The organism is Paraburkholderia pallida, from assembly GCF_004524855.1.
Classification (GTDB): Bacteria; Pseudomonadota; Gammaproteobacteria; order Burkholderiales; family Burkholderiaceae; genus Paraburkholderia; species Paraburkholderia oxyphila.
Genome location: NZ_CP038148.1, coordinates 2,849,206 through 2,870,986 on the forward strand (window position 1 = coordinate 2,849,206; position 21,781 = coordinate 2,870,986).

17 protein-coding genes are annotated in these 21,781 nt (G+C 68.7%); 8 read left to right on the forward strand and 9 right to left on the reverse strand.

Annotated features, from left to right (window positions below; genetic code table 11):
- Positions 1 to 8: 8 nt before the first annotated feature.
- Genes E1956_RS12900 through iolB form a run of 4 tightly spaced genes read left to right on the forward strand, consistent with a single transcriptional unit; the run spans position 9 to position 5,818 of the window.
- Complete coding sequence (locus E1956_RS12900; protein ID WP_134749383.1) at positions 9 to 2,024, forward strand: bifunctional 5-dehydro-2-deoxygluconokinase/5-dehydro-2-deoxyphosphogluconate aldolase; 2,016 nt, start codon at positions 9 to 11, stop codon at positions 2,022 to 2,024.
- Complete coding sequence (gene iolD / locus E1956_RS12905; protein ID WP_134749386.1) at positions 2,021 to 4,060, forward strand: 3D-(3,5/4)-trihydroxycyclohexane-1,2-dione acylhydrolase (decyclizing); 2,040 nt, start codon at positions 2,021 to 2,023, stop codon at positions 4,058 to 4,060. Before E1956_RS12900 ends, iolD begins: the two co-directional genes overlap by 4 nt.
- Positions 4,061 to 4,094: 34 nt before the next feature.
- Positions 4,095 to 5,018, forward strand: a complete 924-nt coding sequence (iolE, locus tag E1956_RS12910) for a myo-inosose-2 dehydratase (RefSeq protein ID WP_134749388.1) — start codon at positions 4,095 to 4,097, stop codon at positions 5,016 to 5,018.
- Complete coding sequence (gene iolB / locus E1956_RS12915; RefSeq protein WP_134749391.1) at positions 5,015 to 5,818, forward strand: 5-deoxy-glucuronate isomerase; 804 nt, start codon at positions 5,015 to 5,017, stop codon at positions 5,816 to 5,818. Before iolE ends, iolB begins: the two co-directional genes overlap by 4 nt.
- Positions 5,819 to 5,899: 81 nt before the next feature.
- On the opposite strand, the gene E1956_RS12920 is transcribed toward iolB, so the two are convergent.
- Positions 5,900 to 7,459: a methyl-accepting chemotaxis protein gene (locus E1956_RS12920; RefSeq protein ID WP_232071433.1), complete on the reverse strand. Its 1,560-nt coding sequence runs from the start codon at positions 7,457 to 7,459 to the stop codon at positions 5,900 to 5,902.
- 500 nt (positions 7,460 to 7,959) lie between these two features.
- Between E1956_RS12920 and E1956_RS12925 the strand changes: the two genes are divergently transcribed.
- From E1956_RS12925 to E1956_RS12935, 3 genes are all read left to right on the forward strand, one after another.
- Positions 7,960 to 9,213 (forward strand): MFS transporter, encoded by a 1,254-nt coding sequence (locus tag E1956_RS12925; protein WP_134750591.1) that lies wholly within the window; start codon positions 7,960 to 7,962, stop codon positions 9,211 to 9,213.
- Positions 9,214 to 9,434: 221 nt separating this feature from the next.
- Positions 9,435 to 9,920 (forward strand): adenosine-specific kinase, encoded by a 486-nt coding sequence (locus tag E1956_RS12930; protein ID WP_134749397.1) that lies wholly within the window; start codon positions 9,435 to 9,437, stop codon positions 9,918 to 9,920.
- 6 nt (positions 9,921 to 9,926) lie between these two features.
- Positions 9,927 to 11,045 carry an ATP adenylyltransferase family protein gene (locus tag E1956_RS12935; RefSeq protein WP_134749400.1) on the forward strand — a complete coding sequence of 373 codons (1,119 nt, stop codon included), beginning with the start codon at positions 9,927 to 9,929 and terminating at the stop codon, positions 11,043 to 11,045.
- Here the strand turns inward: E1956_RS12935 and E1956_RS12940 are convergent.
- The 7 genes from E1956_RS12940 to E1956_RS12970 all read right to left on the reverse strand — a co-directional run bounded on the left by E1956_RS12940 (position 11,031) and on the right by E1956_RS12970 (position 17,608).
- Positions 11,031 to 11,789, reverse strand: a complete 759-nt coding sequence (locus tag E1956_RS12940) for an ABC transporter ATP-binding protein (RefSeq protein WP_134749403.1) — start codon at positions 11,787 to 11,789, stop codon at positions 11,031 to 11,033. The genes E1956_RS12935 and E1956_RS12940 overlap by 15 nt on opposite strands.
- Positions 11,786 to 12,574 carry an ABC transporter ATP-binding protein gene (locus E1956_RS12945; protein ID WP_134749405.1) on the reverse strand — a complete coding sequence of 263 codons (789 nt, stop codon included), beginning with the start codon at positions 12,572 to 12,574 and terminating at the stop codon, positions 11,786 to 11,788. Before E1956_RS12945 ends, E1956_RS12940 begins: the two co-directional genes overlap by 4 nt.
- The gene (locus tag E1956_RS12950; RefSeq protein ID WP_418789220.1) at positions 12,571 to 13,815 is read right to left on the reverse strand and encodes a branched-chain amino acid ABC transporter permease; all 1,245 of its coding nucleotides are present in this window, start codon (positions 13,813 to 13,815) and stop codon (positions 12,571 to 12,573) included. The genes E1956_RS12945 and E1956_RS12950 overlap by 4 nt, the downstream gene beginning before the upstream one ends.
- Before the next feature lie 117 nt (positions 13,816 to 13,932).
- Positions 13,933 to 14,898, reverse strand: a complete 966-nt coding sequence (locus E1956_RS12955) for a branched-chain amino acid ABC transporter permease (protein ID WP_134749408.1) — start codon at positions 14,896 to 14,898, stop codon at positions 13,933 to 13,935.
- 55 nt (positions 14,899 to 14,953) lie between these two features.
- Positions 14,954 to 15,415 carry an acyl-CoA thioesterase gene (locus tag E1956_RS12960; protein ID WP_134749411.1) on the reverse strand — a complete coding sequence of 154 codons (462 nt, stop codon included), beginning with the start codon at positions 15,413 to 15,415 and terminating at the stop codon, positions 14,954 to 14,956.
- 100 nt (positions 15,416 to 15,515) lie between these two features.
- On the reverse strand, positions 15,516 to 16,046 hold the full coding sequence (locus E1956_RS12965; RefSeq protein ID WP_134749414.1) for an NUDIX domain-containing protein: 531 nt from the start codon (positions 16,044 to 16,046) through the stop codon (positions 15,516 to 15,518).
- A gap of 173 nt (positions 16,047 to 16,219) precedes the next feature.
- Positions 16,220 to 17,608 (reverse strand): YbfB/YjiJ family MFS transporter, encoded by a 1,389-nt coding sequence (locus tag E1956_RS12970; protein WP_134749417.1) that lies wholly within the window; start codon positions 17,606 to 17,608, stop codon positions 16,220 to 16,222.
- 150 nt (positions 17,609 to 17,758) lie between these two features.
- Between E1956_RS12970 and E1956_RS12975 the strand changes: the two genes are divergently transcribed.
- Entirely contained in the window at positions 17,759 to 18,688 is a 930-nt protein-coding gene (locus E1956_RS12975; protein WP_134749420.1) for a LysR family transcriptional regulator, read from the forward strand.
- A 136-nt stretch (positions 18,689 to 18,824) separates the two neighbouring features.
- On the opposite strand, the gene alaS is transcribed toward E1956_RS12975, so the two are convergent.
- Positions 18,825 to 21,449, reverse strand: a complete 2,625-nt coding sequence (gene alaS, locus E1956_RS12980; protein WP_134749423.1) for an alanine--tRNA ligase — start codon at positions 21,447 to 21,449, stop codon at positions 18,825 to 18,827.
- Positions 21,450 to 21,781 lie beyond the last annotated feature (332 nt).

Consider the following 21,781-nt stretch of genomic DNA (forward strand, 5'->3'; position numbering starts at 1 on the left):
GAATGCTCATGGCCCTCCCCCGCACCCACCCTTCACGCTTCGCGTCCGGACGCAGCCGCGACATCGTCTGCCTCGGCCGGCTCGGCGTCGATCTCTACGCCCAGCAGGTCGGCACGCGGCTCGAAGACGTCTCCACCTTCGCCAAGTATCTCGGCGGCTCGTCGGCGAACATCGCCTTTGGCTGCGCGCGGCTCGGCCTGAGCTCGGCCATGCTCACGCGCGTCGGCGACGACCACATGGGACGCTTTCTCACCGAAACGCTCACGAAAGAAGGCTGTGACACGAGCCACGTGCGCATCGACCCGGAGCGGCTCACCGCGCTCGTGCTGCTCGGCCTGAAAGACCGCGACACGTTCCCGCTGATCTTCTATCGCGAGAACTGCGCTGACATGGCCGTCGATGCGGGCGACTTCGACGAGGCGTTCATTGCCTCGTCCAAGGCGCTGCTCATCACCGGCACGCACTTCTCGACCGAACAGGTGAATCGCGCGAGCCTTCAGGCGCTCGACTACGCGCGCCGCAACAACGTGCGCGCCGTGCTCGACATCGACTATCGTCCGGTGCTCTGGGGGCTGACCGGCAAGGCCGACGGCGAGACGCGCTTTATCGCAAGCGCAAGCGTGAGCGAGCATCTGCAGCGCATCCTGCCGCTGTTCGATCTCGTGATCGGCACCGAGGAGGAATTCCTCATTGCGGGCGGCAAGGAGACGCTCGTCGATGCGCTCAAGCGCGTGCGCGAAGTCACGCCCGCCACGCTGCTCGTGAAGCGCGGGCCGCTCGGCTGCCAGATCGTCGAAGGCGCGGTGCCCGACTCGCTCGATGACGTGCCGCTGCAGCGCGGCGTGGAGGTCGAAGTGCTCAACGTGCTCGGCGCGGGAGATGCGTTCGCCTCGGGCTTTCTTTCGGGCTGGCTGCGCGATGCGCCGCTCGAGGACTGCGCGCGCGCGGCCAATGCCTGCGGCGCGCTCGTGGTCTCGCGCCACGGCTGCGCGCCCGCGATGCCCACGCCCGCGGAGCTCGACTATTTCCTGCGCGAAGCCGCCGCGGACCCCGCGCGCATGCGCCGCCCCGACCGCGACGCCACGCTCGCCCGCCTGCACCGCGTAACACCGGCGCGCAAGCACTACGACGAGGTGCTGGGCTTCGCGTTCGACCATCGCAACCAGTTCTTCGATCTCGCCCAGCAGACCGGCGCCAGCGAAGCGCGCATCTCGTACCTGAAAAACCTGTTCGTCGACGCCGTGGCGCAGACGGAAAGCGCGCTCGGCCTGCAAGGTTGCATCGGTGTCCTGATCGACGATCGCTATGGCCAGGACGCGCTCAACGCCGCGACCGGGCGCGACTGGTGGATCGGCCGCCCGGTCGAGTTGCCGGGCTCGGTGCCGCTCGTGTTCGACCATGGCCGCTCGATCGGCACGACGCTCGCGGCCTGGCCCATCGGGCACACGGTCAAGTGTCTCGTGCAGTTCCATCCCGACGAGCCGATCGAGCAGCGCCTCGAACAGGAAGCGCAGCTACGCGCGCTCTACGACGCCGTGCAGGCAAGCGGCCACGAACTGCTGCTCGAAGTGATTCCGCCGAAGCTCGACGGCCGGCCGAATGCGCCCGACACCGTCTATCGCGCGCTCAAGCGGCTCTACAACATCGGCCTCTACCCCGAGTGGTGGAAGCTCGAGCCGATGGACGCGGCGCAGTGGCGCGACATCGACGCGCTGATTGCCGAGCGCGATCCGCATTGCCGCGGCGTGGTGCTGCTCGGTCTCTCCGCGCCCATCGAGCAGTTGACGAACGGCTTTCGCGCGGCGGCGGCTTCCCAGACGTGCCGCGGCTTCACGGTGGGCCGCACCATCTTCTACGAGCCGAGCCTCGCCTGGCTCGCCGGTGAAATCGACGACCAGGAATTGATAGCGCGCGTGCGCCGCGCCTTCGAGACGCTGATCGCCGCATGGCGCGCGGCGCGCGGCCAGGCGCAAGGCCAGACACCTCACGATGGCCATACCCCGCGCGAGGAGAAAGCAGCATGAATCAGCGCATCGCTCCCATTTCCGGTGCTTCACTCGAGGGACAGCCGAACGGCGTACCGAATCCGCCCGCCGCCACGGTGCGCCTCACCGCGGCGCAGGCGCTGGTGCGCTTTCTCGCCGCTCAGCGCGTCGCCTGCGAAGACGGCTCGGGCCGCACCGAGCCGCTCTTCGGCGGCGTGTTCGCGATCTTCGGGCACGGCAACGTGGCGGGCCTCGGCGAGGCGCTCTATCACTATCGCCACGAACTGCCCACGCTGCGCGCGCACAACGAGCAGGCGATGGCGCATAGCGCGATCGCCTACGCAAAGGCGCATTTCCGCCGCCGCATGATGGCCGTGACCACGTCGATCGGCCCCGGCGCCACCAACCTCGTGACGGCCGCCGCGCTCGCGCACGTGAATCGGCTGCCGCTCCTGCTGCTGCCCGGCGACATCTTCGTCTCGCGCGAACCCGACCCGGTGCTGCAACAGATCGAAGATCCCCATGACGGCGGCCTTTCCGCCAACGACGCGCTCAAGCCCGTGTCGCGCTACTTCGACCGCATCGTGCATCCCGCGCAATTGCTCAGCGCGTTGCCGCGCGCGCTGCGCGTGCTCACCGACGCCGCGCTGTGCGGCCCGGTCACGCTCGCGCTGCCGCAGGACGTGCAGGCCATGGCGTGGGACTATCCCGCGAGTTTCTTCACGCCGCGCCTCGTGAGCTTTCACGCCCCCGCGCCCGTGCAGAGCGAGATCGATGCGGCGCTCGCGCAACTGCATCGCGCGAAGCGTCCGCTCATCGTCGCGGGCGGCGGTGTGCTCTACTCGCGCGCCGCGCCTCAGTTGCAGGCGCTCGCCGCGGCGCGCGGCATTCCGGTAGCGGAGACCCAGGCCGGCAAAGGCGCGCTCGCGTGGGACGATCCGCTCAATGTGGGCGCGATCGGCGTGACCGGCTCGCCCGCCGCGAACGCACTGGCACGCGACGCCGACTGTATTCTTGCGGTGGGCACGCGTCTGCAGGATTTCACGACTGGCTCGAATTCGCTGTTCGCACACGCGCACGTGATCGGCGTGAACGCAAACGGCTTCGATGCGCTCAAGCACAACGGGCTCGCCGTGGAGGCTGACGCGAAGCTCGCGCTCGCGGCGCTGAGCGACGAGCTGATCAACTGGCGCGCCGACGCGAACTGGACCGCGCATGCACGGCGCCTTGCCGACGAATGGCGCGCCAGCGTCGAAGCGCTGACGCACGCGCCACAGGAACGTCACAGCCTGCCCTACGACGCCGACGTGATCGGCGCCGTGCAGCGTTCGTCTAGCCGTTCGTACACCGAAGATATCGTCGTGTGCGCGGCCGGCACGCTGCCCGCCGAGTTGCACAAGCTCTGGCGCGCCGGCCAGCCGGGCGCGTATCACGTCGAATACGGCTACTCGTGCATGGGCTACGAGATCGCGGGCGGGCTCGGCGCGAAGCTCGCGCGGCCCGATCGCGAGGTCGTCGTCATGGTCGGCGACGGCAGCTACCTGATGATGAACAGCGAGATCGCGACCTCGGTGATGCTCGGTGCCAAGCTCATCATCGTCGTGCTCGACAACCGCGGCTATGGTTGCATCAACCGGCTCCAGCAGGCCTGCGGCGGCGCGCCGTTCAACAACCTGTTCGAGGACTGCGCGCAAGGGCCGCTTGGCGCGCCGCGCATCGACTTCGCCTCGCACGCGCGCTCGCTGGGCGCGCAGGCCGAGCACGTCGCCAGCATCACCGAGCTCGAATCTGCGCTGCAACGCGCGCGCGCGGCGTCACGCACTTACCTCATCAGCATCGACACCGATCCGGCGCGCACGACCGAAGACGGCGGCTGGTGGTGGGAGGTGGCCGTGCCCGAGGTTTCGACACGCGCCACCGTGCGCGAGGCGCGCGAACGCTACGACGCGCATCTGGCGCAACGCGGGCGGCGCGGGCGCCGTGCCGACGCGCCGTCCGCGACGAAGTCAGCGCCCGACGCGGAAAATGAAAGCGGCAACGAAGGCGATGACGCGGCCGACCCAACCGAGGCATGAAGAGACACACGTTTGCAGATATCGAGGAACGCACATGAGTGCATTTGAAGTACGCATCGGCATCAATCCGCTGTCGTGGATGAACGACGACCTGCCCTCGCTCGGAGGCGAGACGCCGCTCTCCCAGGCGCTCACCGAGGGGCGCGAGATCGGCTATGAAGGCTTCGAGCTCGGCAACAAGTTTCCGCGCGAGCCGCAGGCGCTCAAGGCATTGCTCGCGCAATACGATCTTTCGCTCGTGTCCGGCTGGTACTCCGGCATGCTTGCGCGGCGCAGCGTGGCTGAAGAGATCGCGGCGGTGGACAAGCATCTCGACCTGCTCGCGCAGAACGGCGCCACCGTGATGGTGTACGGCGAAGTGGCCGATTCGATCCAGGGCGCGCCGCGCCCGCTCTATCAGCGGCCGCGCTTTTTCAGCGAGCCGCAGTGGGACGAATACGCCGCGCGCGTGGACGCGTTCGCGCGCCATACGCTCTCGCGTGGCGTGCGGCTCGCCTATCACCATCACATGGGCGCCTATGTGGAAACGCCCGCCGACGTCGACAAGCTCATGGCGCGCACCAGCGACGCCGTGGGCCTGCTGTTCGACGCGGGCCATATCACGTTCGCGGGCGGCGACCCCGTCGTGGAGCTCGACAAGCACATCGCACGCGTATGCCACGTGCACTGCAAGGACGTGCGCCCCGCCGTGGTGAAGCTCGCGCGCAACCGCAACTGGAGCTTTCTCGACGCGGTGCTCGCGGGCGCGTTCACGGTGCCCGGCGACGGCGCCGTCGATTTTCCGGCGATCATCGCGCGTCTGAAGCGGCACGGCTACCGCGGCTGGCTGGTCGTGGAAGCCGAGCAAGACCCCGTGATCGCGCCATCGTACGCGTACGCGCAGAAGGGCTATCGCACGCTGCGCTCGCTCGTCGATTCGGATAGCGTATCAAGCAATACCAGCAAGGAGGCAGCATGAGCCTGCTAGTCAAGGCCGCGCGCGAAGGCCAGACGATCGCGCGCGTCACGCCCGCCACGGCGGGCTGGCGCTATGTCGGCTTCGCCGCGTACCGCATGGACGCCGACGATGTCGTCTACGTACACGAAACGGACCGCGAGAGCTGCATCGTCGTGCTCTCGGGCGCCGTGGACATCGAGGTTGGCGGCAAGCGTTATTCGGGCCTCGGCTCGCGTGACAGCGTATTCGAGGACGCCGCGCCCTATGCGCTCTACGTGCCGCCCAGCGTGAAAGCGGTGGTGCGCGCCACGCGTGAAGCCGAGTTGGGCGTGGCGAGCGCGCCGGCGCTTGGCACGCTGCCCGTGCGGCTCATCGAGCCCGCGCACATGAAGCGCTCCACGCGCGGCAAAGGCGCGAATACGCGCTACGTCTGCGATATTCTTCCGCAGACCGAGCCGGCGGAGTCGCTGCTCGTGGTGGAAGTGCGCACGCCTTCGGGCCATTCGTCGAGCTATCCGCCGCACAAGCACGATGCCGACCGCCTGCCGCACGAGAGCGCGCTGGAAGAGACCTATTACCACCGGCTCAATCCACAGCAGGGCTTCGCGTTCCAGCGCGTCTACACCGACCTGCGCGACCTCGACGAAACCATGGCCGTGGAAGACCACGACGTCGTGATGGTGCCACGCGGCTATCATCCGGTGGTCGTGCCCTACGGCTACGACTCGTATTACCTGAACGTGATGGCGGGCCCCACGCGCGAATGGCACTTCCACAACGACCCGGCGCACGAGTGGATCATCGAGCGCGACGCGAAGTAAGGCTAAACAATTAGCACCACGTAAAACGCCGCGCTGCCCCATCAGGCAGCGCGGCGTTTTTGCATGCAGCGTGGTCGAAAATCAGGCGAGCTGGAACTTGCCCACGAGGCGCTTGAGCACCTTGGCCTGGTCGTCGAGCGATTGCGCCGCGGCCGTGGCCTCTTCCACCAGCGCCGCGTTCTGTTGCGTGCCCGCATCCATCTGCGTGACCGCGCGGCTGATCTCCTCGATGCCGGCGCGCTGCTCGCTCGATGCCGCCGAAATCTCGCCGATGATGTCGTTCACGCGCTTCACGGCCTTCACGACTTCTTCCATGGTCTGACCCGCGTCGGTGGCAAGCGTCGAGCCGTTCGCCACGCGAGCGACCGAGGCGGAGATCAACGTCTTGATCTCCTTGGCCGCCGCGGCGCTGCGCTGCGCGAGATTGCGCACCTCGCCCGCGACCACCGAGAAGCCGCGCCCCTCTTCGCCTGCCCGCGCGGCCTCGACCGCCGCATTCAGCGCCAGAATATTGGTCTGGAACGCGATCCCTTCGATCACGCCGATGATGTCGGCGATGCTCTTCGCGCTGTCGTTGATCTCGTTCATCGTGGCCACCACGCGGCCCACCACGGCGCCGCCCTTCTGCGCGATCTGCGAGGCGTTGCCGGCCAGCGTGCTCGCCTGCTGCGCGTTCTCCGCGTTCAGGCGCACGGTGGACGTCAGTTGCTCCATGCTGCTCGCGGTGCGCTCGAGCGCGACGGCCTGCTCTTCCGTGCGGTGCGAGAGGTCGAGATTGCCCGTCGAGATCTGGCCCGATGCGGCGGCAATCGCCTCGGCGCTCGCGGCGATCTCGGCCACCGTCGTCGACAATCCGTCCTGCATGTCGCGCAGCGCGCCGAGCATGCTGGCCCCGTCGCGCGCATGCACCTCGACCGGCTGCGCGAGATCGCCCGAGGCAATGCGCGCCGCAATGGCCTTCGCATGCGCGGGTTCGCCGCCGAGCTGGTGCGCGAGGCGCCGCACGACCCATTCGCTCACCACGAACGCGAGCACGAACAGCGCCAGCGTGGCCGCGGCGATCATCACGAACGACGACTTGTAGATGAACGCCGAAGCCGCGATCGTCGCCTTGGCGGCAGCGCCGCGCTGCGCGACGAGCTGATCGACGAGCTTCTCGAGCTTGCCCGTTTCCACGAGCAGCGAAACGTCCTGCATGCTGACCTGCCAGCTCATCTGCGAAAGATCGAGCGGCTGCGCCTTCATGAGCGTGACGAAGTCACGCAAATGGCCGCTCCATGTTTGCGCCAGCGCCGCGAACTGCTTTTGCTGCGCGAGCGCATCGGCGCCCGGCGCATCGGCGCCCGATTGCGACGAGTATTGCTCGAGCACTTTCATCTGGACCACGAGCGCAGCGAGGTCCTTCTCGATGTCCTCACCCAGTTCGTCGCGCTCCTTCGCCGTAGTCGCGGTGAGCAGCATCTTTTGCCCGCGGCTCGCACGCAGCACATGCCCACGCACTTCCTCCGCGGCGCGGCTGGCGATATGGCCCTGCTCGTAGATCGACTCGGTGGAATCGTTCAGGCGGCTGATCTGCGTGAGCGAGAAGGCGCCGATGGCCAGCGTGCCGACCAGCACCACCGCGAAAGCGACGCGCAGCATCGTCTTCACCGAGAGCGACCTGCCCTCTGCGCCTGCCGAACCCCTTGCGCCTTTGCTGTGCTTGCCGCCGCCCACCGCACCGTTTGCTCCGGCGACCGCCCCAAACTCCTCCTGCACGAAACTCGTGTGCCCGGCAGGTTCTTTCATTGCTCTCATCGTTATCGGTCTCCAGTGTCTGTGCACGCACCCCTTCGATCCGCCCGCAATCGACTCGTATGCGCAACGCCTCAACCCCGGTCAACGGCACGGCGCCGCGCATTCTTTAACGGCGCGCGGGCGCGGGTTGTGCTCCAGCCCGTGGCTTCGGCGTGCGCGACGGCACCCACTTGGCCGATTCTCGACAAAAGATGTCCGGACTGTTCAGTCCAGACACATTACACTGCGCTTCATAACTCCTATACATGACCTTTTCATGCCATCGCCGCGTTGGGTTCTTGATGCCTTCATGGGCCCAACGTTCGTCGCGGCGCCCGCGTGAAGCCTTTTTGCTTATCGACAATATGGAAACCAGCCTCGACAAGCGCGCCGCGCCTGGCGCCCCGTCTGTGTCCGCCGCCTCCCCGGCCTCCACCGGTGTGCAGCGCACCGTGTACTCCGTGCTCGGCGCGATCAGCTTTTCGCATCTGCTCAACGACATGATCCAGTCGTTGATCCTGGCCATCTATCCGATGCTCAAGGACAACTTCTCGCTGTCGTTCACGCAGATCGGCCTCATTACGCTCACCTACCAGATCACGGCTTCGATGCTGCAGCCGCTCGTCGGCGTCTATACCGACAAGCGTCCGCTGCCGTACTCGCTGCCCGTCGGCATGGGCTTCACGCTCTGCGGCCTGTTGCTGATGTCGGTGGCGCCGAGCTTCGCCGTGCTGCTCGTCGCGGCGGCGCTCGTCGGCTGCGGCTCCTCCGTGTTCCATCCGGAGTCCTCGCGCGTCGCGCGCATGGCCTCGGGCGGCCGCCACGGCCTCGCGCAATCGCTGTTCCAGGTGGGCGGCAACGCCGGCTCTTCGCTCGGACCGCTGCTCGCCGCCGTGATCGTCATTCCGCACGGCCAGCGCAGCATCGCGTGGTTCTCGGTGGCGGCGCTCCTCGCAATGTTCGTGCTCACGCAGATCGGCCGCTGGTACAAGGCCCATCCGGCGCTGAAGAAAAAGCGCGTCGAGACCCCGCACGTCACGCTCTCGCGCGGCCGCGTGGCCACCGCCATCGGCATTCTCGTGCTGCTCGTGTTCTCGAAGTACTTCTACCTCGCGAGCATCAACAGCTACTTCACGTTCTATCTGATCGACCGCTTCCACCTGCCCGTGCAGGCCGCCCAGGTGCACCTGTTCGTGTTCCTCGCGGCCGTTGCGGCGGGCACGATCATCGGCGGCCCGGTGGGCGACCGCATCGGCCGCAAGTACGTGATCTGGGGCTCGATTCTGGGCGTCGCGCCGTTCACGCTGCTGCTGCCCTACGCCAATCTGTTCTGGACCAGCGTGCTGACCGTGATCATTGGCGTCGTGCTCGCCTCGGCGTTCTCGGCCATCCTCGTCTACGCGCAGGAGCTGATCCCCGGCAAGGTGGGCATGGTGGCGGGCCTGTTCTTCGGCTTCGCATTCGGCCTCGGCGGCATCGGCGCGGCGGTGCTCGGCCAACTGGCGGACGCCACCAGCATCGCGTTCGTGTACAAGGTCTGCTCGTTCCTGCCGCTGATCGGCATCCTCACGGTGTTCCTGCCCGACGTCGAGGGCAAGCGCGCGGCAAAGACAGCCTGAGCGGGTGAGGCACGCCTGACCTTGCGCGCCAAAGCGCGTCAGGCATGAACAACGGCCGGTTGCCCTACGTGGCGCCGGCCGTTTTCCATTGCGACGGCCCGCGCGGCGGGCCTCGCCTTGGACGCGCCGCGACTTCGTACTAGTCTTCTTGAACCACGCCTCCGCACGCGCCTGAACGTCGAGCGACGGAGGCCATCGAGACGCCCCGCGCGAGGTCCGCCATGCAACTGTCCACGGTAGAGATCGTCAAGCCCGAAGCCACCAACTTCATCCTCGGGCAAACGCACTTCATCAAATCGGTCGAAGACCTGCACGAGGCGCTCTACGGCGCGGTGCCGGGCATCCAGTTCGGCCTCGCGTTCTGCGAGGCCTCGGGCAAGCGTCTCGTGCGCCGCTCGGGCACGAACGACGCACTCGTCGAAATGGCCACGAGCAACGCGCTGCGCATCGCGGCGGGCCACAGCTTCATCGTCTTTCTCGGCGACGGCTTCTTCCCCATCAACGTGCTCAACATCGTGAAGGCCGTGCCGGAGGTGTGCCGCATTTTTTGCGCGACCGCCAATCCGACCGAAGTGCTGATCGCCGAAACGGACAAGGGGCGCGGCATTATCGGCGTGGTGGATGGCGAGCCGCCGCTCGGCGTCGAAGCCGAAGAGGATGTGCGCTGGCGCCACGACCTGCTGCGCGCGATCGGCTACAAGGCTTGAGCGCCGATGGCCGCGACCACGCTCACGGCCCGCACGCTGCGCGACGCGATCGCGCAACGCACGCGCGACGCTTTGCAGTGCGGCGCGCTGCAGCCGATCGAAACCGCGCTCACGCACATCGACGATGGCGGTGTGCGCTTTGCCGTTCGCGAGGTGTCGAGTCTTGCGCGCAAGGAGGCGGCGCGGCGCAAGGATGAGCCTGCGCGGGACGGGCCGCAGACGCCGCGGCGCAATCCCTTCCTGCCTTACGACGACGATCTGTGCGTGGGCGAACTCTCTTCGACGCATGTCGCGCTGCTCAACAAGTACAACGTGCTCGACGAGCATCTGCTGATCGTCACGCGCCGCTTCGTGCCACAGGAGGCGCTGCTCGATCATGCCGACTTCGCGGCGCTGCTCGTCGTGCTGCACGGCTTCGATTCGCTGGGGTTTTACAACGGTGGGCCGGAGGCCGGCGCCAGCCAGGCGCACAAGCATCTGCAGGCTGTGCCGCTGCCGCTCGATGCGGCGGGGACGGCGGTGCCCGTCGAGACGCTGCTCGACGCGGCGCAGGCCGATGCCGCGGGAGCCGATGCCGGAACTGCGGATACCACGGCGGCTGATATCGCGGGAGCCGATGCCGCAGCGGCCGATACCACGGCGGCTGATATCGCGGGAGTTGATGCCGCAGCGGCCAATACCACGGCGCCCGCTGCCGCAGCGGTCGATATCGTGCGCGTGCCGGGGCTACCTTTCGCGCACGCCTTCGCGTGGCTCGATCTGGCTGGGACCTCCGTTGGAGAACGCGCAGACCGGCACGCATTGAGCGACGCACAACCCGACGCCCAACGCGCACTCGACACCTACCGGGCGCTGCTGCATGCGGCCGGTATCGGGAGCGTCGAAGTCGAAGGCGTGCCGCATCAAGCCGCGCCCTACAACCTGCTCGTCACGCGCCGCTGGATGCTCGTGGTGCCGCGCGAGGCAGAGCGCGTCGAGGGCATCTCCGTGAACGCGCTCGGCTTCGCGGGCTCGCTCTTCGTACGCGACGCCGCGCAACGGGACACACTCGCGCGCATCGGGCCGATGACGGCGCTCTCGCGCGTCGCCAAACCGCTCGCGCCGCAGGCCTCAGCCCACGCCTAGCCAGTCGCGCACGACGTCTTCGCGCTGCACGAGCGCCTGCGGCGTGCCCTCGAACACGATGCGCCCATGCCCCATCACCGCGACACGGTCCGCCAGTCCCGGCGCCAGCTCGAGCCGCTGCTCGATGAGCAGCAGCGCGACACCGCGCTCGCGCAGCGCGTGCAGGCACGCGCCCACGCGCGCGGCCATCTGCGCGGACAGCCCTTCGGCGGGCTCGTCGACGATGAGCAGATCGGGGTCGCCCACGAGCGCGCGGGCCAGCGCAAGCATCTGCTGCTCGCCGCCTGAAAGCACGCCCGCGCGTGCGCTGCGGCGCTCGAGCAGGATCGGGAAAAGCGCGTGAGCGTCGTCGATGGTGAAGCGCGGGGCGCGGCGCAGTGCACCTCGCGGCGAAGCCCGCAGCGCGCCCGCTCGTGCACCTGGACCGCGCTTTGCGAGACCGAGGCGCAAGTTCTCGTCGACGCTCAACGCCGGGAACACGTCGCGCTGCTCCGCCACATAGCCCAAGCCCAGCCGCGCGATCTCGAACGTGCGCAGCGGCGCGAGATCCACGCCGGCGAAACGGCGCGCGCCGTCGGCTTCCACCATCGACATCAGCGCCTTCGCAAGCGTCGAGCGACCGGAGCCGTTGCGGCCCGCGAGCGCGACAACCTCCCCCGCACCGACGCGCAGATCGACGCCGTGCAGCACCTGGCTCGCGCCATACCACGCGCGCAGATTTTCGATTTCGAGGAGCGCGCTCATGGCGAGCGCCTCATATGCCCTGGGGCGTTGAAACGCGCATCGAAATGCGCGCCTAGATACGCGTCGCGCACGGCGGGATCGGTGCGTATCGCCTCGGGCGTGCCCGTGGCGATCACGCGCCCCTGCACCAGCACCGAGACGCGGTCGGCCAGGCCGAACACCGCATCCATGTCGTGCTCGATCAGCAGCACCGTCTTGCCCGCGGTGGTCGCGCGAATCAGATCGACGGCGCGCGCGGCTTCGGCACGGTTCATGCCGGCCGTGGGCTCGTCGAGCAGCAGCGTGTGCGCGCCGCCCGTGAGCGCGAGGCCAAGGTCGAGCGCGCGCTGCTCGGCGTAGCTCAGCGCCGCCGCCTCGCGCGCTGCGGCGTGCGCGAGGTCGAGGGCGTCGAGCAATTCGCCCACGCGTGCGTCGGCGCGCGCCGAGCCGAACCAGCGCGCAGCCAGCCCCGCGCCACCACGCAGCGAAGCCAGCACCGCACAGCGCAAGTTCTCGCGCACCGTGAGGCGCGCGAACACGCTCGTAGTCTGGAAGCTGCGCGCGAGGCCGCGTCTTGCAAGCACGGGGCTCGCAAGGCGCGTAACGTCCTCGCCGTGCAGCACGATGCGGCCCGCGCTCGCGCGGCGCTCGCCCGCGATCACGCTGAACAGCGTGGACTTGCCCGCGCCGTTGGGGCCAATCAACGCGTGTCGCTCACCGGGGCGCACGTCGAGATCGACGCCGCGCAGCACGGCCGTCGCGCCAAAGCGCTTCTCGACGCCGATGAGCCGCAGCGCGGACGTCATGCTGCCTCCTTGCGCGGCGCGACCCGCTCCAGCCGTTCGAGCGCGCGCGCCGCTCGCCGCGCGCGCCATCCTGTCCAGGCCGCCAGGGCCGACAACGCGACGATCGCCACGGCGAGCCCCGCCGCCGCGCGGGTCGACAGCGTGCCGAGCCATGCGCCGGGATCGTCGTCGCCGAAGCGCAGGGCGTAGGCCCATTGCACCGCCAGCACGAGCGCGAACCCGCCGCACGAGGCCGCCAGCGCCGCCATCGTCCAGTACGTGCCGCAGCGCCGCCAGCCGTGCCGCGCGAGCGCCGCGCGCTGACGCGCCATCAGGCCCGAGAGCCCGTCGGGCGCCGCCAGCACCACGGCGATGAAAAAGAGCCCCACATAGAGCATCCAGGCCCGCGAGACGCTCGCCACGCCCACGCTGAACGCCACCCACACCAGCGCGCCGAGCACCGGCCCGAAAAACGACGCGGTCCCGCCCGTGACGGTCGCGATGAGCACGGCGGCCGAGCGCATCATGCCGACGCTTTCGGCCGCGGCCAGTTCCACGTTGATGAGCGTGAGCGTGCCCGCGACGCCGGCAAAGCCCGCGGCGAGGACGATCATCGTGGCCCGCACGCGCGCAGGCGATGCGCCCAGCGCCGCGGCGCGCACCGGGTTGTCGCGCACGGCGTTGGCGAGGCGCACGAATGGCGCGCGCGCAAGCACGTAGATCGCGGCGCTCGCGACGAGACACCACGCGGCGATGACCCAGTACGCCTGACGATCCGGCCCGAAGGTCCAGGCGGCCCCAGGCACGATGGCCGGCCCGCTCGTGCGGTCGATGGCGACGCCCGCCTCGCCGCCGAACCAGTCGGGCAACGCCCACGCGGCCGCGGCGACGAGCTCGCCGAGCCCGAGCGTGATCATGGCGAACGCGGTGCCCGCGCGGCGCGCGGCGACGAGCGCAATGAGCCCGCCGACCGCCGCCCCCGCGATGCCGCCCACGAACGGCAGAAGCGGCAGCGGGATCGCGTAGTGATTGAAAAGCTGCGCGGCCACTAGCGCCCCGAGCCCGGCGGGCGCCGCGTGCCCGAACGACAGCAGCCCGGTCTCGCCGAGCAGGAGGTTGTACGAGAGCGCGAAGACGATCATCGTCGCTGCCTGGGCCAGGCACGCGAGCAGCCAACCCTGCGGCACGCCCGCGGGCGAGAGCCACGCCGAAACGAGCGGCGGCAAGCCGAGGAACGCCATCAGTCCGAGCCAGGGTGCCAAGCGGAATACCGGCCAACGACGCCATTGCGTCAGCCCGCGTGACTCGGGCGCATGAGGCTCCAGGTGACGGCCAGCCGCGTCCATCTGTGCGCGAGATTTATCGGCTTTCATGGCGCGTCAGGCGTCCTCGCCGCGTTGGCCGAAGAGCCCTTGCGGGCGCACTGCGAGCATCGCGACCAGCAGCAGATACGGCAGCAGCGGCGCAATCTGCGCGAGCGTGAGCGCGCGCCACGCGGGCGCGAGCGTCACGCCGAGGCTCGTGGCCAGGCCGCCCAGCGACACATCGCTCGACACCGCGAAGGTCTGCAGCAAGCCCACCGCGAGCGAGGCAACGAACGCGCCCGAGAGCGACCCGAGGCCACCCGTCACGACCACCACGAACACGATCGAGCCGACCGACTCGGCCATCGCTGGCTCGACCACGAAGAGCGGCGCGGCAACCACGCCCGCCAGTGCGGCGAGCGCCGTGCCGAGCGCGAACACCATCGTCTGCACGCGCGGCACGTCGTGGCCGAGCGCCTCCACGGCCCCTCGATGCGTGAGCGCCGCGCGCACCACGAGGCCCGTCTGCGAGACGCGCAACATCACGTGGATCGCACCGAGCATCGCCAGCGCCACGAGCATCGCAAAGGCGCGATAGCGCGAGAACGCTGCGCCGCCGAACCGGAACAGCGCACCGTCGAGCCACGCGGGCACGGGCGCCGCGAGCGGCTGGAGTCCCCATACGAGCTTGACCAGCTCGCCGATCGCCCAGGCCGCGCCGAACGTCAGCAGCAGCGCATTGAGCGGATTGCCCGAGCCGCCCAGCCGGCCCGCGAGGGCCACATGCGTGCGGCGCAAGAGCGTGGCTTCGAACGCCGCGCCCGCAAGGCCGGCGGCAAGCGGCGCGAGCACGAGCGCGCAGCCGAAGCCCAGCGTGCCGCCAAGCGTGACGCCCATATACGCGCCGAGCATGTAGAAGCTCGCGTGCGCGAAGTTCAGCACGCCGAGCATGCTGAAGATCAGCGTGAGCCCGGCGGACAGCATGAACAGCAGCAGGCCGTAGCTTGCGCCGTTGAGCGTGTCGATCACGAAAGCCTGCACGGTGGGCGCCTTGGGGGTTGCAGCGGGTGAGCGCGCGAAAGCGAAACGCGCTCGTTCAGACCGGCGGCGCGCCAGCGCCGTCGACCACGAGCGGCACGAGCGCGGCGCGCAAGGCCTCGGGCAGCGCGCTCACGGGGCGGCGCGTCGCGCGCTCGACGTAGACGTGCACGAAGTGCCCCTGAGCGGCGGGCGCGGACTCGCCTTCGCGAAAGAGGCCGACCTCGTAGCGCACGCTCGACGCACCGAGCCTTGCCACGCGCAGCCCAGCCTCGACGCGCTCGGGAAACACGAGCGGCGCGAAGTAGTTGCACTGCGTCTCGACCACGAGCCCGATGGTCGAGCCGTGCTCGATATCGAGGGCCTGGGCGCGAATCAGATACTCGTTCACGACGGTGTCGAAGTAACTGTAGTAGACGACATTGTTGACGTGGCCGTAGACGTCATTGTCCATCCAGCGCGTGGTGATGGACAGGAAATGGCGATAGTCGGAGCGCGCAACGGCGACGGGTCGGTTCATCGGGCGGGTCGATTCATCGAATGGGCGAGCCTCGGGCGAGACTCCGGGTGACGGTCAGGATCCGACCGCGTTCAGGGCGCGCGAAGCGCCAGCAAGGCGCTCACTGCCCGGGCCGCTCGACATAGTCGAACGGCAGGCCGCGCCGGCGCATCCATTCGCCGAGCGCCGGCCCCGTGCCCGCGCGCCATGGACGCAGCTCCGCAGGCTCGACGAGCCGATACTCGAGCAGCTCCGGCGAGAGCGCAATCGTGCCCGCCGCCTTCACGTGATACGCGATGATGAGCTCGTTCTTGCGGATGAATTCGTAGACGCCCACGAGTTCGACGCTCTGCGAGTGCAACCCGGTCTCTTCGTGCACTTCGCGGGCGATGCCCTGCTCCGGCGTCTCGCCGTTTTCGAGGAAGCCGGTGATGAGCGCGAACATGCCTTCGGGCCAGGCCGCGTTGCGCGCGAGCAGGATGCGCCCCTCGTACTCCACGATCGCCGCCACGACGGGCAACGGGTTGTTCCAATGGACATAGCCGCAGGCGATGTCGGGACAGGCGAGGCGCACGCGGCCACCCTCGTGCGCGGGATCGGCGCGATCGGTGAGGCGCGAGGCGCAACGCGGACAAAACTGGTATTCGCTCATGAGTCGGTAGGAGTCGCAGGATGCGCGGCATGCCGTTCGGCGGGTCGTCCGTCAAACGGCGTGCAATGGCAGGAAACAGCACGGATGGGCTATTTTAGTGTGCCATCGCAAAAGGCGTGCAGAGCGTCCGGGCCCGAGCCGACACGCGGCCGCCCCGGCGAGAGCAGGTTGGCTTACGCGCGCGAGCGCACGGCGCGCCACACGAGCCCCGCCGCGCCCGCGAGCAAGGCCAGCGCCGCGAGCCAGAGCGAGGGTGAGAACGAGCCGCTCGAGGCCGCGAGCGGCGCGGCTACGAGCGGCCCGGCGATCTGGCCGATGCCGTAGGCGCCGGTCGCATAGCCCATCAGCGCGGCGGCGTGCTCGCCGCGCAGCAGGCGCGCCTCGCGCATGGCGAAGAGCGTGATCGCCGTGAACGGCAGGCCGATCAGCACGCTGCCGAGCGAGAAGCCCATGGCGTTCGGCCAGACGATGCCGAGCGCGATCCCGAGCGCCTGCAGCACGTAGCACGCGGCGAGCATGAGCCGGTTGTCCCAGTGCAGCGGCAGGCGCGCCGCCGAGAGCGCCCCCACGATCAGCGCGATGCCGAACATCGGCCAGAACAGGTCGGGCCACACGGAGCCCGGCAGCGCATGGCGCGCGATCACCGGCAAGAAGGTTGCCGTGATGATGTAGCCGAAGCCGGGCACGCCGTAGAGCAGGATGAGCCAGAAGGCGTCGGCGCGCACGCCGTGGGCCGGCGACACGGGCGCGGCCGTTTGAGCAGACGGCACTTCCGGCGTGTTGTGCGTATTCGATGTATCACGCGTCTGGGCTGAGGACGCGGCCACCGTTGTGGCTGCGGGTTGTGCTGCGGCTGAGGACGCGGCCGTCCTTGCGGCCGCGGGTTGCGTAGCTGCCGCCGCCGGGCGCCCGCCCGCCGAGGTGTTCGACACCGCTTCGCGGGCTTCACGCGCATCGTCGCCGAATACCGGCCACACGAGCGCGGCGATGAGCACGCAAATCAGCCCGAAGCCGATCCATCCCGCCTGCGCGCCAAGGCCGCCCGCCGCGCTCACCAGCAACCCCGTCGCGACGATGCCCACTCCCGGCCCCGTGTAGATCACGCCGCCCCACTCGTTCGCGCCCAGCTGCGCGAGGCGCCGCAGGCCCCACTGCGACGCGAACACGAAGGTCGCCGCGCTTACCGCGCCCGCCACGAAGCGCACGACGGCCCAGATCCAGAACGCGTGCGTCAGCCCCATCGCCACGGTCAGCAGCGCGGTCGCCGCGAGCCCGGCGCGCACGATGCGCGCGGGCGCGAAGCGCAACGCCACGCACCCCACCGCGCCGACGAAATAGCCCGCGTAGTTGAGCGACGCCAGCCAGCCGCCATGACGCAAGTCCAGGGCGCCGCCGTGCAGCATCAGCGGCAGGAGCGGCGTGAACGCGAAGCGCCCGATGCCGAGCGCCGCCGCCAGCGTCGCCATGCAGGCAAGCGCGGCACGCCGCGCGGCGTGCGGAAGATGGGCCGGATGAGCGGGTAACGCGCGGGGGGCGTCGGCGCGGGAAGCGATGTCGGTCATGGTCGGCGGCGGCCAAATGGGAAGCCAAGGGGGAACCAGGTGGGCAATGAGCGACAGCGCCAAGCTCAACGCCACCCTCAACATATTAGCCGCCGCAATCGTTCACGAAAAATGAATTATGATGAATGAATCCATCCCAAGGAGAGAATCATGGATCTCGCCGCGCTCGCGATCTTTCGCGCCGTCGTCCGCGAAAACGGCGTGACGCGGGCCGCCGCCAAGCTCAACCGGGTGCAGTCGAACGTCACCACGCGCATCAAGCAGCTCGAAGATCAGCTCGGCACGCCGCTCTTCACGCGCGACGGCCGCCGCCTCGTGCTCACGCCCGCGGGCGAGACGCTGCTGCCCTACGCCGAGCGCCTCCTCGCCCTCGCCGACGAGGCGCGCCACGCGCTCAAGGCGGGCGCGCCGTGCGGACGCCTGCGCCTCGGCGCGATGGAAAGCATGGCGGCCAGCCGCCTGCCTGGCGTCCTCGCGCGCTATCACCAGAAGTGGCCGGAGGTCACGCTCGAGCTGGAGACCGGCACCACGGGCCACCTGATCGAGCGCCTGCGCGAATTCGAAGTGGACGCCGCGCTGATCGCGACGCCGCTCGCCGGCCCGCCCGACGCCGAAATGTTCGACCACGTGCGCGTGTACCGCGAGGAACTCGTGATGATCACGCCGCGCGGCCATCGGCCGATCCGGGCGCCGGGCGACGTCGCGCTCTCGACGCTCGTGGCGTTCGAGCGCGGCTGCGCCTACCGCAACTATGTGGAGGCGTGGTACCTCGAGCACGGCATCCGGCCCACGCGCGTGCTGGAGCTCGGCTCGTATCACGCGATCGTCGCGTGCGTGGCGGCAGGCGCCGGCGTGGCCGTAGCGCCGCGCTCGGTGCTCGAGTTGCAGCGCAACGCCGACGAGGTGGCGCTCCACTCGCTCGGCAAGCTCGGTCAGATCGATACGTTGCTCGCGTGGCGGCGCGGGCATTTCTCGCCCGCGCTCGACGCCCTGAAAACGGCGCTGGTCGAGCATGCACAAAGCGAAGCGCGCGCTCGCGGCGATACGGCTCGAGCCGAAGGCTTGCCCACGACCGCATGACATGGGCTAACGCCACCTGATATACGCGCTGCGCCAGAGCGGCCTTGGCGCTGCGCGCGGAAATAAAAAAGGGCTGCCCGCACGGACAGCCCTTTTCGCATCAAAGCGGCCTCTCAGCCGCGTTGCTACGGTCGCGTTACAGCTTCGCTTCGACCCAGCCCTTCACGCCCGCGAGTGCGGCGCTCAGGTTGGCCGGCTCGGTGCCGCCCGCCTGCGCCATGTCCGGACGGCCGCCGCCCTTGCCGCCCACCTGCTGGGCGACGAAGTTCACGAGCTCGCCGGCCTTGACCTTCTTGCTGGCCTCGGCGGTCACGCCCGCGATCAGGCTGACCTTGCCGCCTTCCACGGCCGCCAGCACGATCGCCGCGCTCTTGAGCTTGTCCTTGAGCTTGTCCACGGTCTCGCGCAGCGTCTTCGAGTCCGCGCCTTCGAGCGTGGCGGCCAGCACGTGCACGCCGTTCACCTCGATGGCCTGGCCCGCGAGCTCGTCGCCCTGGCTCGACGCCAGCTTCGACTTGAGCGCGCCCAGTTCCTTCTCGAGCGACTTCACCTGGTCCTGCACCTGCGCGATGCGCTGCGTGAGCTCCGAGGGTTGCGCCTTGAGCGCCGCGGCCGCCGCGTTCACACGCGCGTCGAGTTCCTGCACGAAGCGCACGGCATTGTCGCCCGTGATCGCTTCCACGCGGCGGATACCCGCCGCCACGCCGCCTTCCATCACGATCTTGAAGAGGCCGATGTCGCCGCTGCGGTTCACGTGCGTGCCGCCGCACAGCTCGCGCGAGAAACCGAGGTCGAGCACGCGCACTTCGTCGCCGTACTTCTCGCCGAAGAGCGCCATCGCGCCGCCCTTCACGGCTTCGTCGTAGGGCAGCACGCGCACGATGCCGGGCGCGTTCGCGAGCACTTCCGCGTTGACGATTTCTTCGACGCGGCGAATCTCGTCATCGGTCATCGGCGCGTTGTGGGCGAAGTCGAAGCGCGTCTTGTCAGCGTCGACGAGCGAGCCCTTCTGCTGCACGTGCTGGCCCAGCACCTCGCGCAGCGCCTTGTGCATCAAGTGCGTGGCCGAGTGGTTGCGCGCCGTGCGGGCGCGGCGGATGGCGTCGATTTCCGCCTTCACGACGTCGCCCACCTTCAGCGTGCCCTGCTCCAGCGTGCCGTGGTGACCGCTCACGTCGGCCTGAACCTTGAGGGTGTCGGCCACCGCGAAGCGCACGCTCGCGTTCGAGATCACGCCCTGGTCGCCCACCTGGCCGCCCGACTCCGCGTAGAACGGCGTGTGGTCGAGCACGACCACGGCGTCCTGGCCGGTCTTCACTTCGTTGACCGAAGCGCCATCCACATAGAGCGCGACAATCTTGGCGTCGTCGAAGACGATTTCCTCGTAGCCGTGGAACGTGGTCTTCGCGCCCGAGTATTCGAGGCCCTGCGCCATCTTGAACTTGCCCGCGGCGCGCGCCTGCTCGCGCTGACGCGCCATCGCGTCGTCGAAGGCCGGTTCGTCGACCGTGACGTTGCGCTCGCGGCAAACGTCCGCCGTCAAATCGAGCGGGAAGCCGTAGGTATCGTGAAGCTTGAAGGCGAGTTCGCCGTCGAGCGTCTTGCCACCCTTGGCGTCCAGATCCGCCAGCGCGGCTTCGAGGATCGACATGCCGTGCTCGATGGTCTCGAAGAAGCGCTCTTCTTCCTGGCGCAGCACGTCGGTCACGCGCTGTTGCGCGTCCTTCAGCTCCGGATACGCCGCGCCCATTTCCGCGACGAGATCGGCCACGAGCTTATGGAAGAACCCGCTCTTGCGGCCGAGCTTGTAGCCATGACGGATCGCGCGGCGCACGATGCGGCGCAGCACATAGCCGCGGCCTTCGTTGCCGGGGATCACGCCATCGACGATCAGGAACGAGCACGCGCGGATGTGATCGGCGATCACCTTCAGCGAGTTGTTCGTGAGGTCGGCGGTGCCGGTCTCGCGGCCCGCGGCCTTGATCAGGTTCTGGAACAGGTCGATCTCATAGTTGCTGTGCACATGCTGCAGCACGGCGGCAAGGCGCTCGAGACCCATGCCCGTGTCGACGCACTGCTTGGGCAGCGGCGTCATGTTGCCCTGGGCGTCGCGGTTGAACTGCATGAACACGAGATTCCAGATCTCGATGAAGCGGTCGCCGTCTTCCTCAGGCGACCCCGGAGGGCCACCCCAGACATCCGGGCCGTGGTCGTAGAACACTTCCGAGCACGGGCCGCAGGGGCCGGTGTCGGCCATCTGCCAGAAGTTGTCCGACGCGTAGCGCGCGCCCTTGTTGTCGCCGATGCGGATGATGCGCTCCGTCGGCACGCCCACTTCCTTCGCCCAGATGTCGAAGGCCTCGTCGTCTTCCTTGTACACGGTGACCGTGAGCTTGTCGGCCGGCAGGCCGTAGACCTTGGTCAGCAGCTCCCAGCAATAGTGGATCGCGTCACGCTTGAAGTAGTCGCCGAACGAGAAGTTGCCGAGCATCTCGAAGAACGTGTGGTGGCGCGCGGTGTAGCCGACGTTCTCGAGGTCGTTGTGCTTGCCGCCCGCGCGCACGCTGCGCTGCGCGGTCGTGGCGCGCGAGTACGGGCGCGATTCGGTGCCGAGGAACACGTCCTTGAACTGCACCATGCCCGAGTTGGTGAAGAGCAGCGTGGGGTCGTTGCCCGGCACGAGGCTCGACGAGCGCACGATCGTGTGGCCCTTCGACTCGAAGAACTTGAGGAATTTCTCGCGGATTTCGGCGGCTTTCATGGCGTGCTGTATGGTCCTTCGGGGCGTTCAGTGCTGAATCTTGTGAGGTCGTCCGGATCCCGCGCATGCGCCCAGATGCACCCGGATGCGCGCGGAATCGTCGATGCTGAATCGACCGATTATACGGGATCGCCGCGCGCTCGCGGCGGCCCGCACAGGCCGTGTGCGCGCTCGCGACAGCGTGCCAGCGCGCCTGTCCGTGCACCGTTTTTGTTCCGCATAGCGGAACCTTGTACCGAAATTCACCATCTGCCGCCCGGATCGCTTAAGATGCGCAAATCGGCCGCCTCGCTTCCCGCGTAGACGGACCCCAGGCCTCAGAACGACATTGG

Excerpts from the sequence above, each read along its gene's own strand:
- E1956_RS12975 (WP_134749420.1), top strand. The coding sequence starts at position 17,759 with ATGGATCTCGCCGCGCTCGCGATCTTTCGCGCCGTCGTCCGCGAAAAC.
- E1956_RS12920 (WP_232071433.1), bottom strand. The coding sequence starts at position 7,459 with ATGCTGCGCGTCGCTTTCGCGGTGGTGCTGGTCGGCACGCTGGCCATC.
- iolE (WP_134749388.1), top strand. The coding sequence starts at position 4,095 with ATGAGTGCATTTGAAGTACGCATCGGCATCAATCCGCTGTCGTGGATG.
- E1956_RS12965 (WP_134749414.1), bottom strand. The coding sequence starts at position 16,046 with ATGAGCGAATACCAGTTTTGTCCGCGTTGCGCCTCGCGCCTCACCGAT.
- E1956_RS12930 (WP_134749397.1), top strand. The coding sequence starts at position 9,435 with ATGCAACTGTCCACGGTAGAGATCGTCAAGCCCGAAGCCACCAACTTC.
- E1956_RS12970 (WP_134749417.1), bottom strand. The coding sequence starts at position 17,608 with ATGACCGACATCGCTTCCCGCGCCGACGCCCCCCGCGCGTTACCCGCT.
- E1956_RS12925 (WP_134750591.1), top strand. The coding sequence starts at position 7,960 with ATGGAAACCAGCCTCGACAAGCGCGCCGCGCCTGGCGCCCCGTCTGTG.
- alaS (WP_134749423.1), bottom strand. The coding sequence starts at position 21,449 with ATGAAAGCCGCCGAAATCCGCGAGAAATTCCTCAAGTTCTTCGAGTCG.
- E1956_RS12940 (WP_134749403.1), bottom strand. The coding sequence starts at position 11,789 with ATGAGCGCGCTCCTCGAAATCGAAAATCTGCGCGCGTGGTATGGCGCG.
- iolB (WP_134749391.1), top strand. The coding sequence starts at position 5,015 with ATGAGCCTGCTAGTCAAGGCCGCGCGCGAAGGCCAGACGATCGCGCGC.
- E1956_RS12900 (WP_134749383.1), top strand. The coding sequence starts at position 9 with ATGGCCCTCCCCCGCACCCACCCTTCACGCTTCGCGTCCGGACGCAGC.
- E1956_RS12945 (WP_134749405.1), bottom strand. The coding sequence starts at position 12,574 with ATGACGTCCGCGCTGCGGCTCATCGGCGTCGAGAAGCGCTTTGGCGCG.
- E1956_RS12960 (WP_134749411.1), bottom strand. The coding sequence starts at position 15,415 with ATGAACCGACCCGTCGCCGTTGCGCGCTCCGACTATCGCCATTTCCTG.
- iolD (WP_134749386.1), top strand. The coding sequence starts at position 2,021 with ATGAATCAGCGCATCGCTCCCATTTCCGGTGCTTCACTCGAGGGACAG.
- E1956_RS12935 (WP_134749400.1), top strand. The coding sequence starts at position 9,927 with ATGGCCGCGACCACGCTCACGGCCCGCACGCTGCGCGACGCGATCGCG.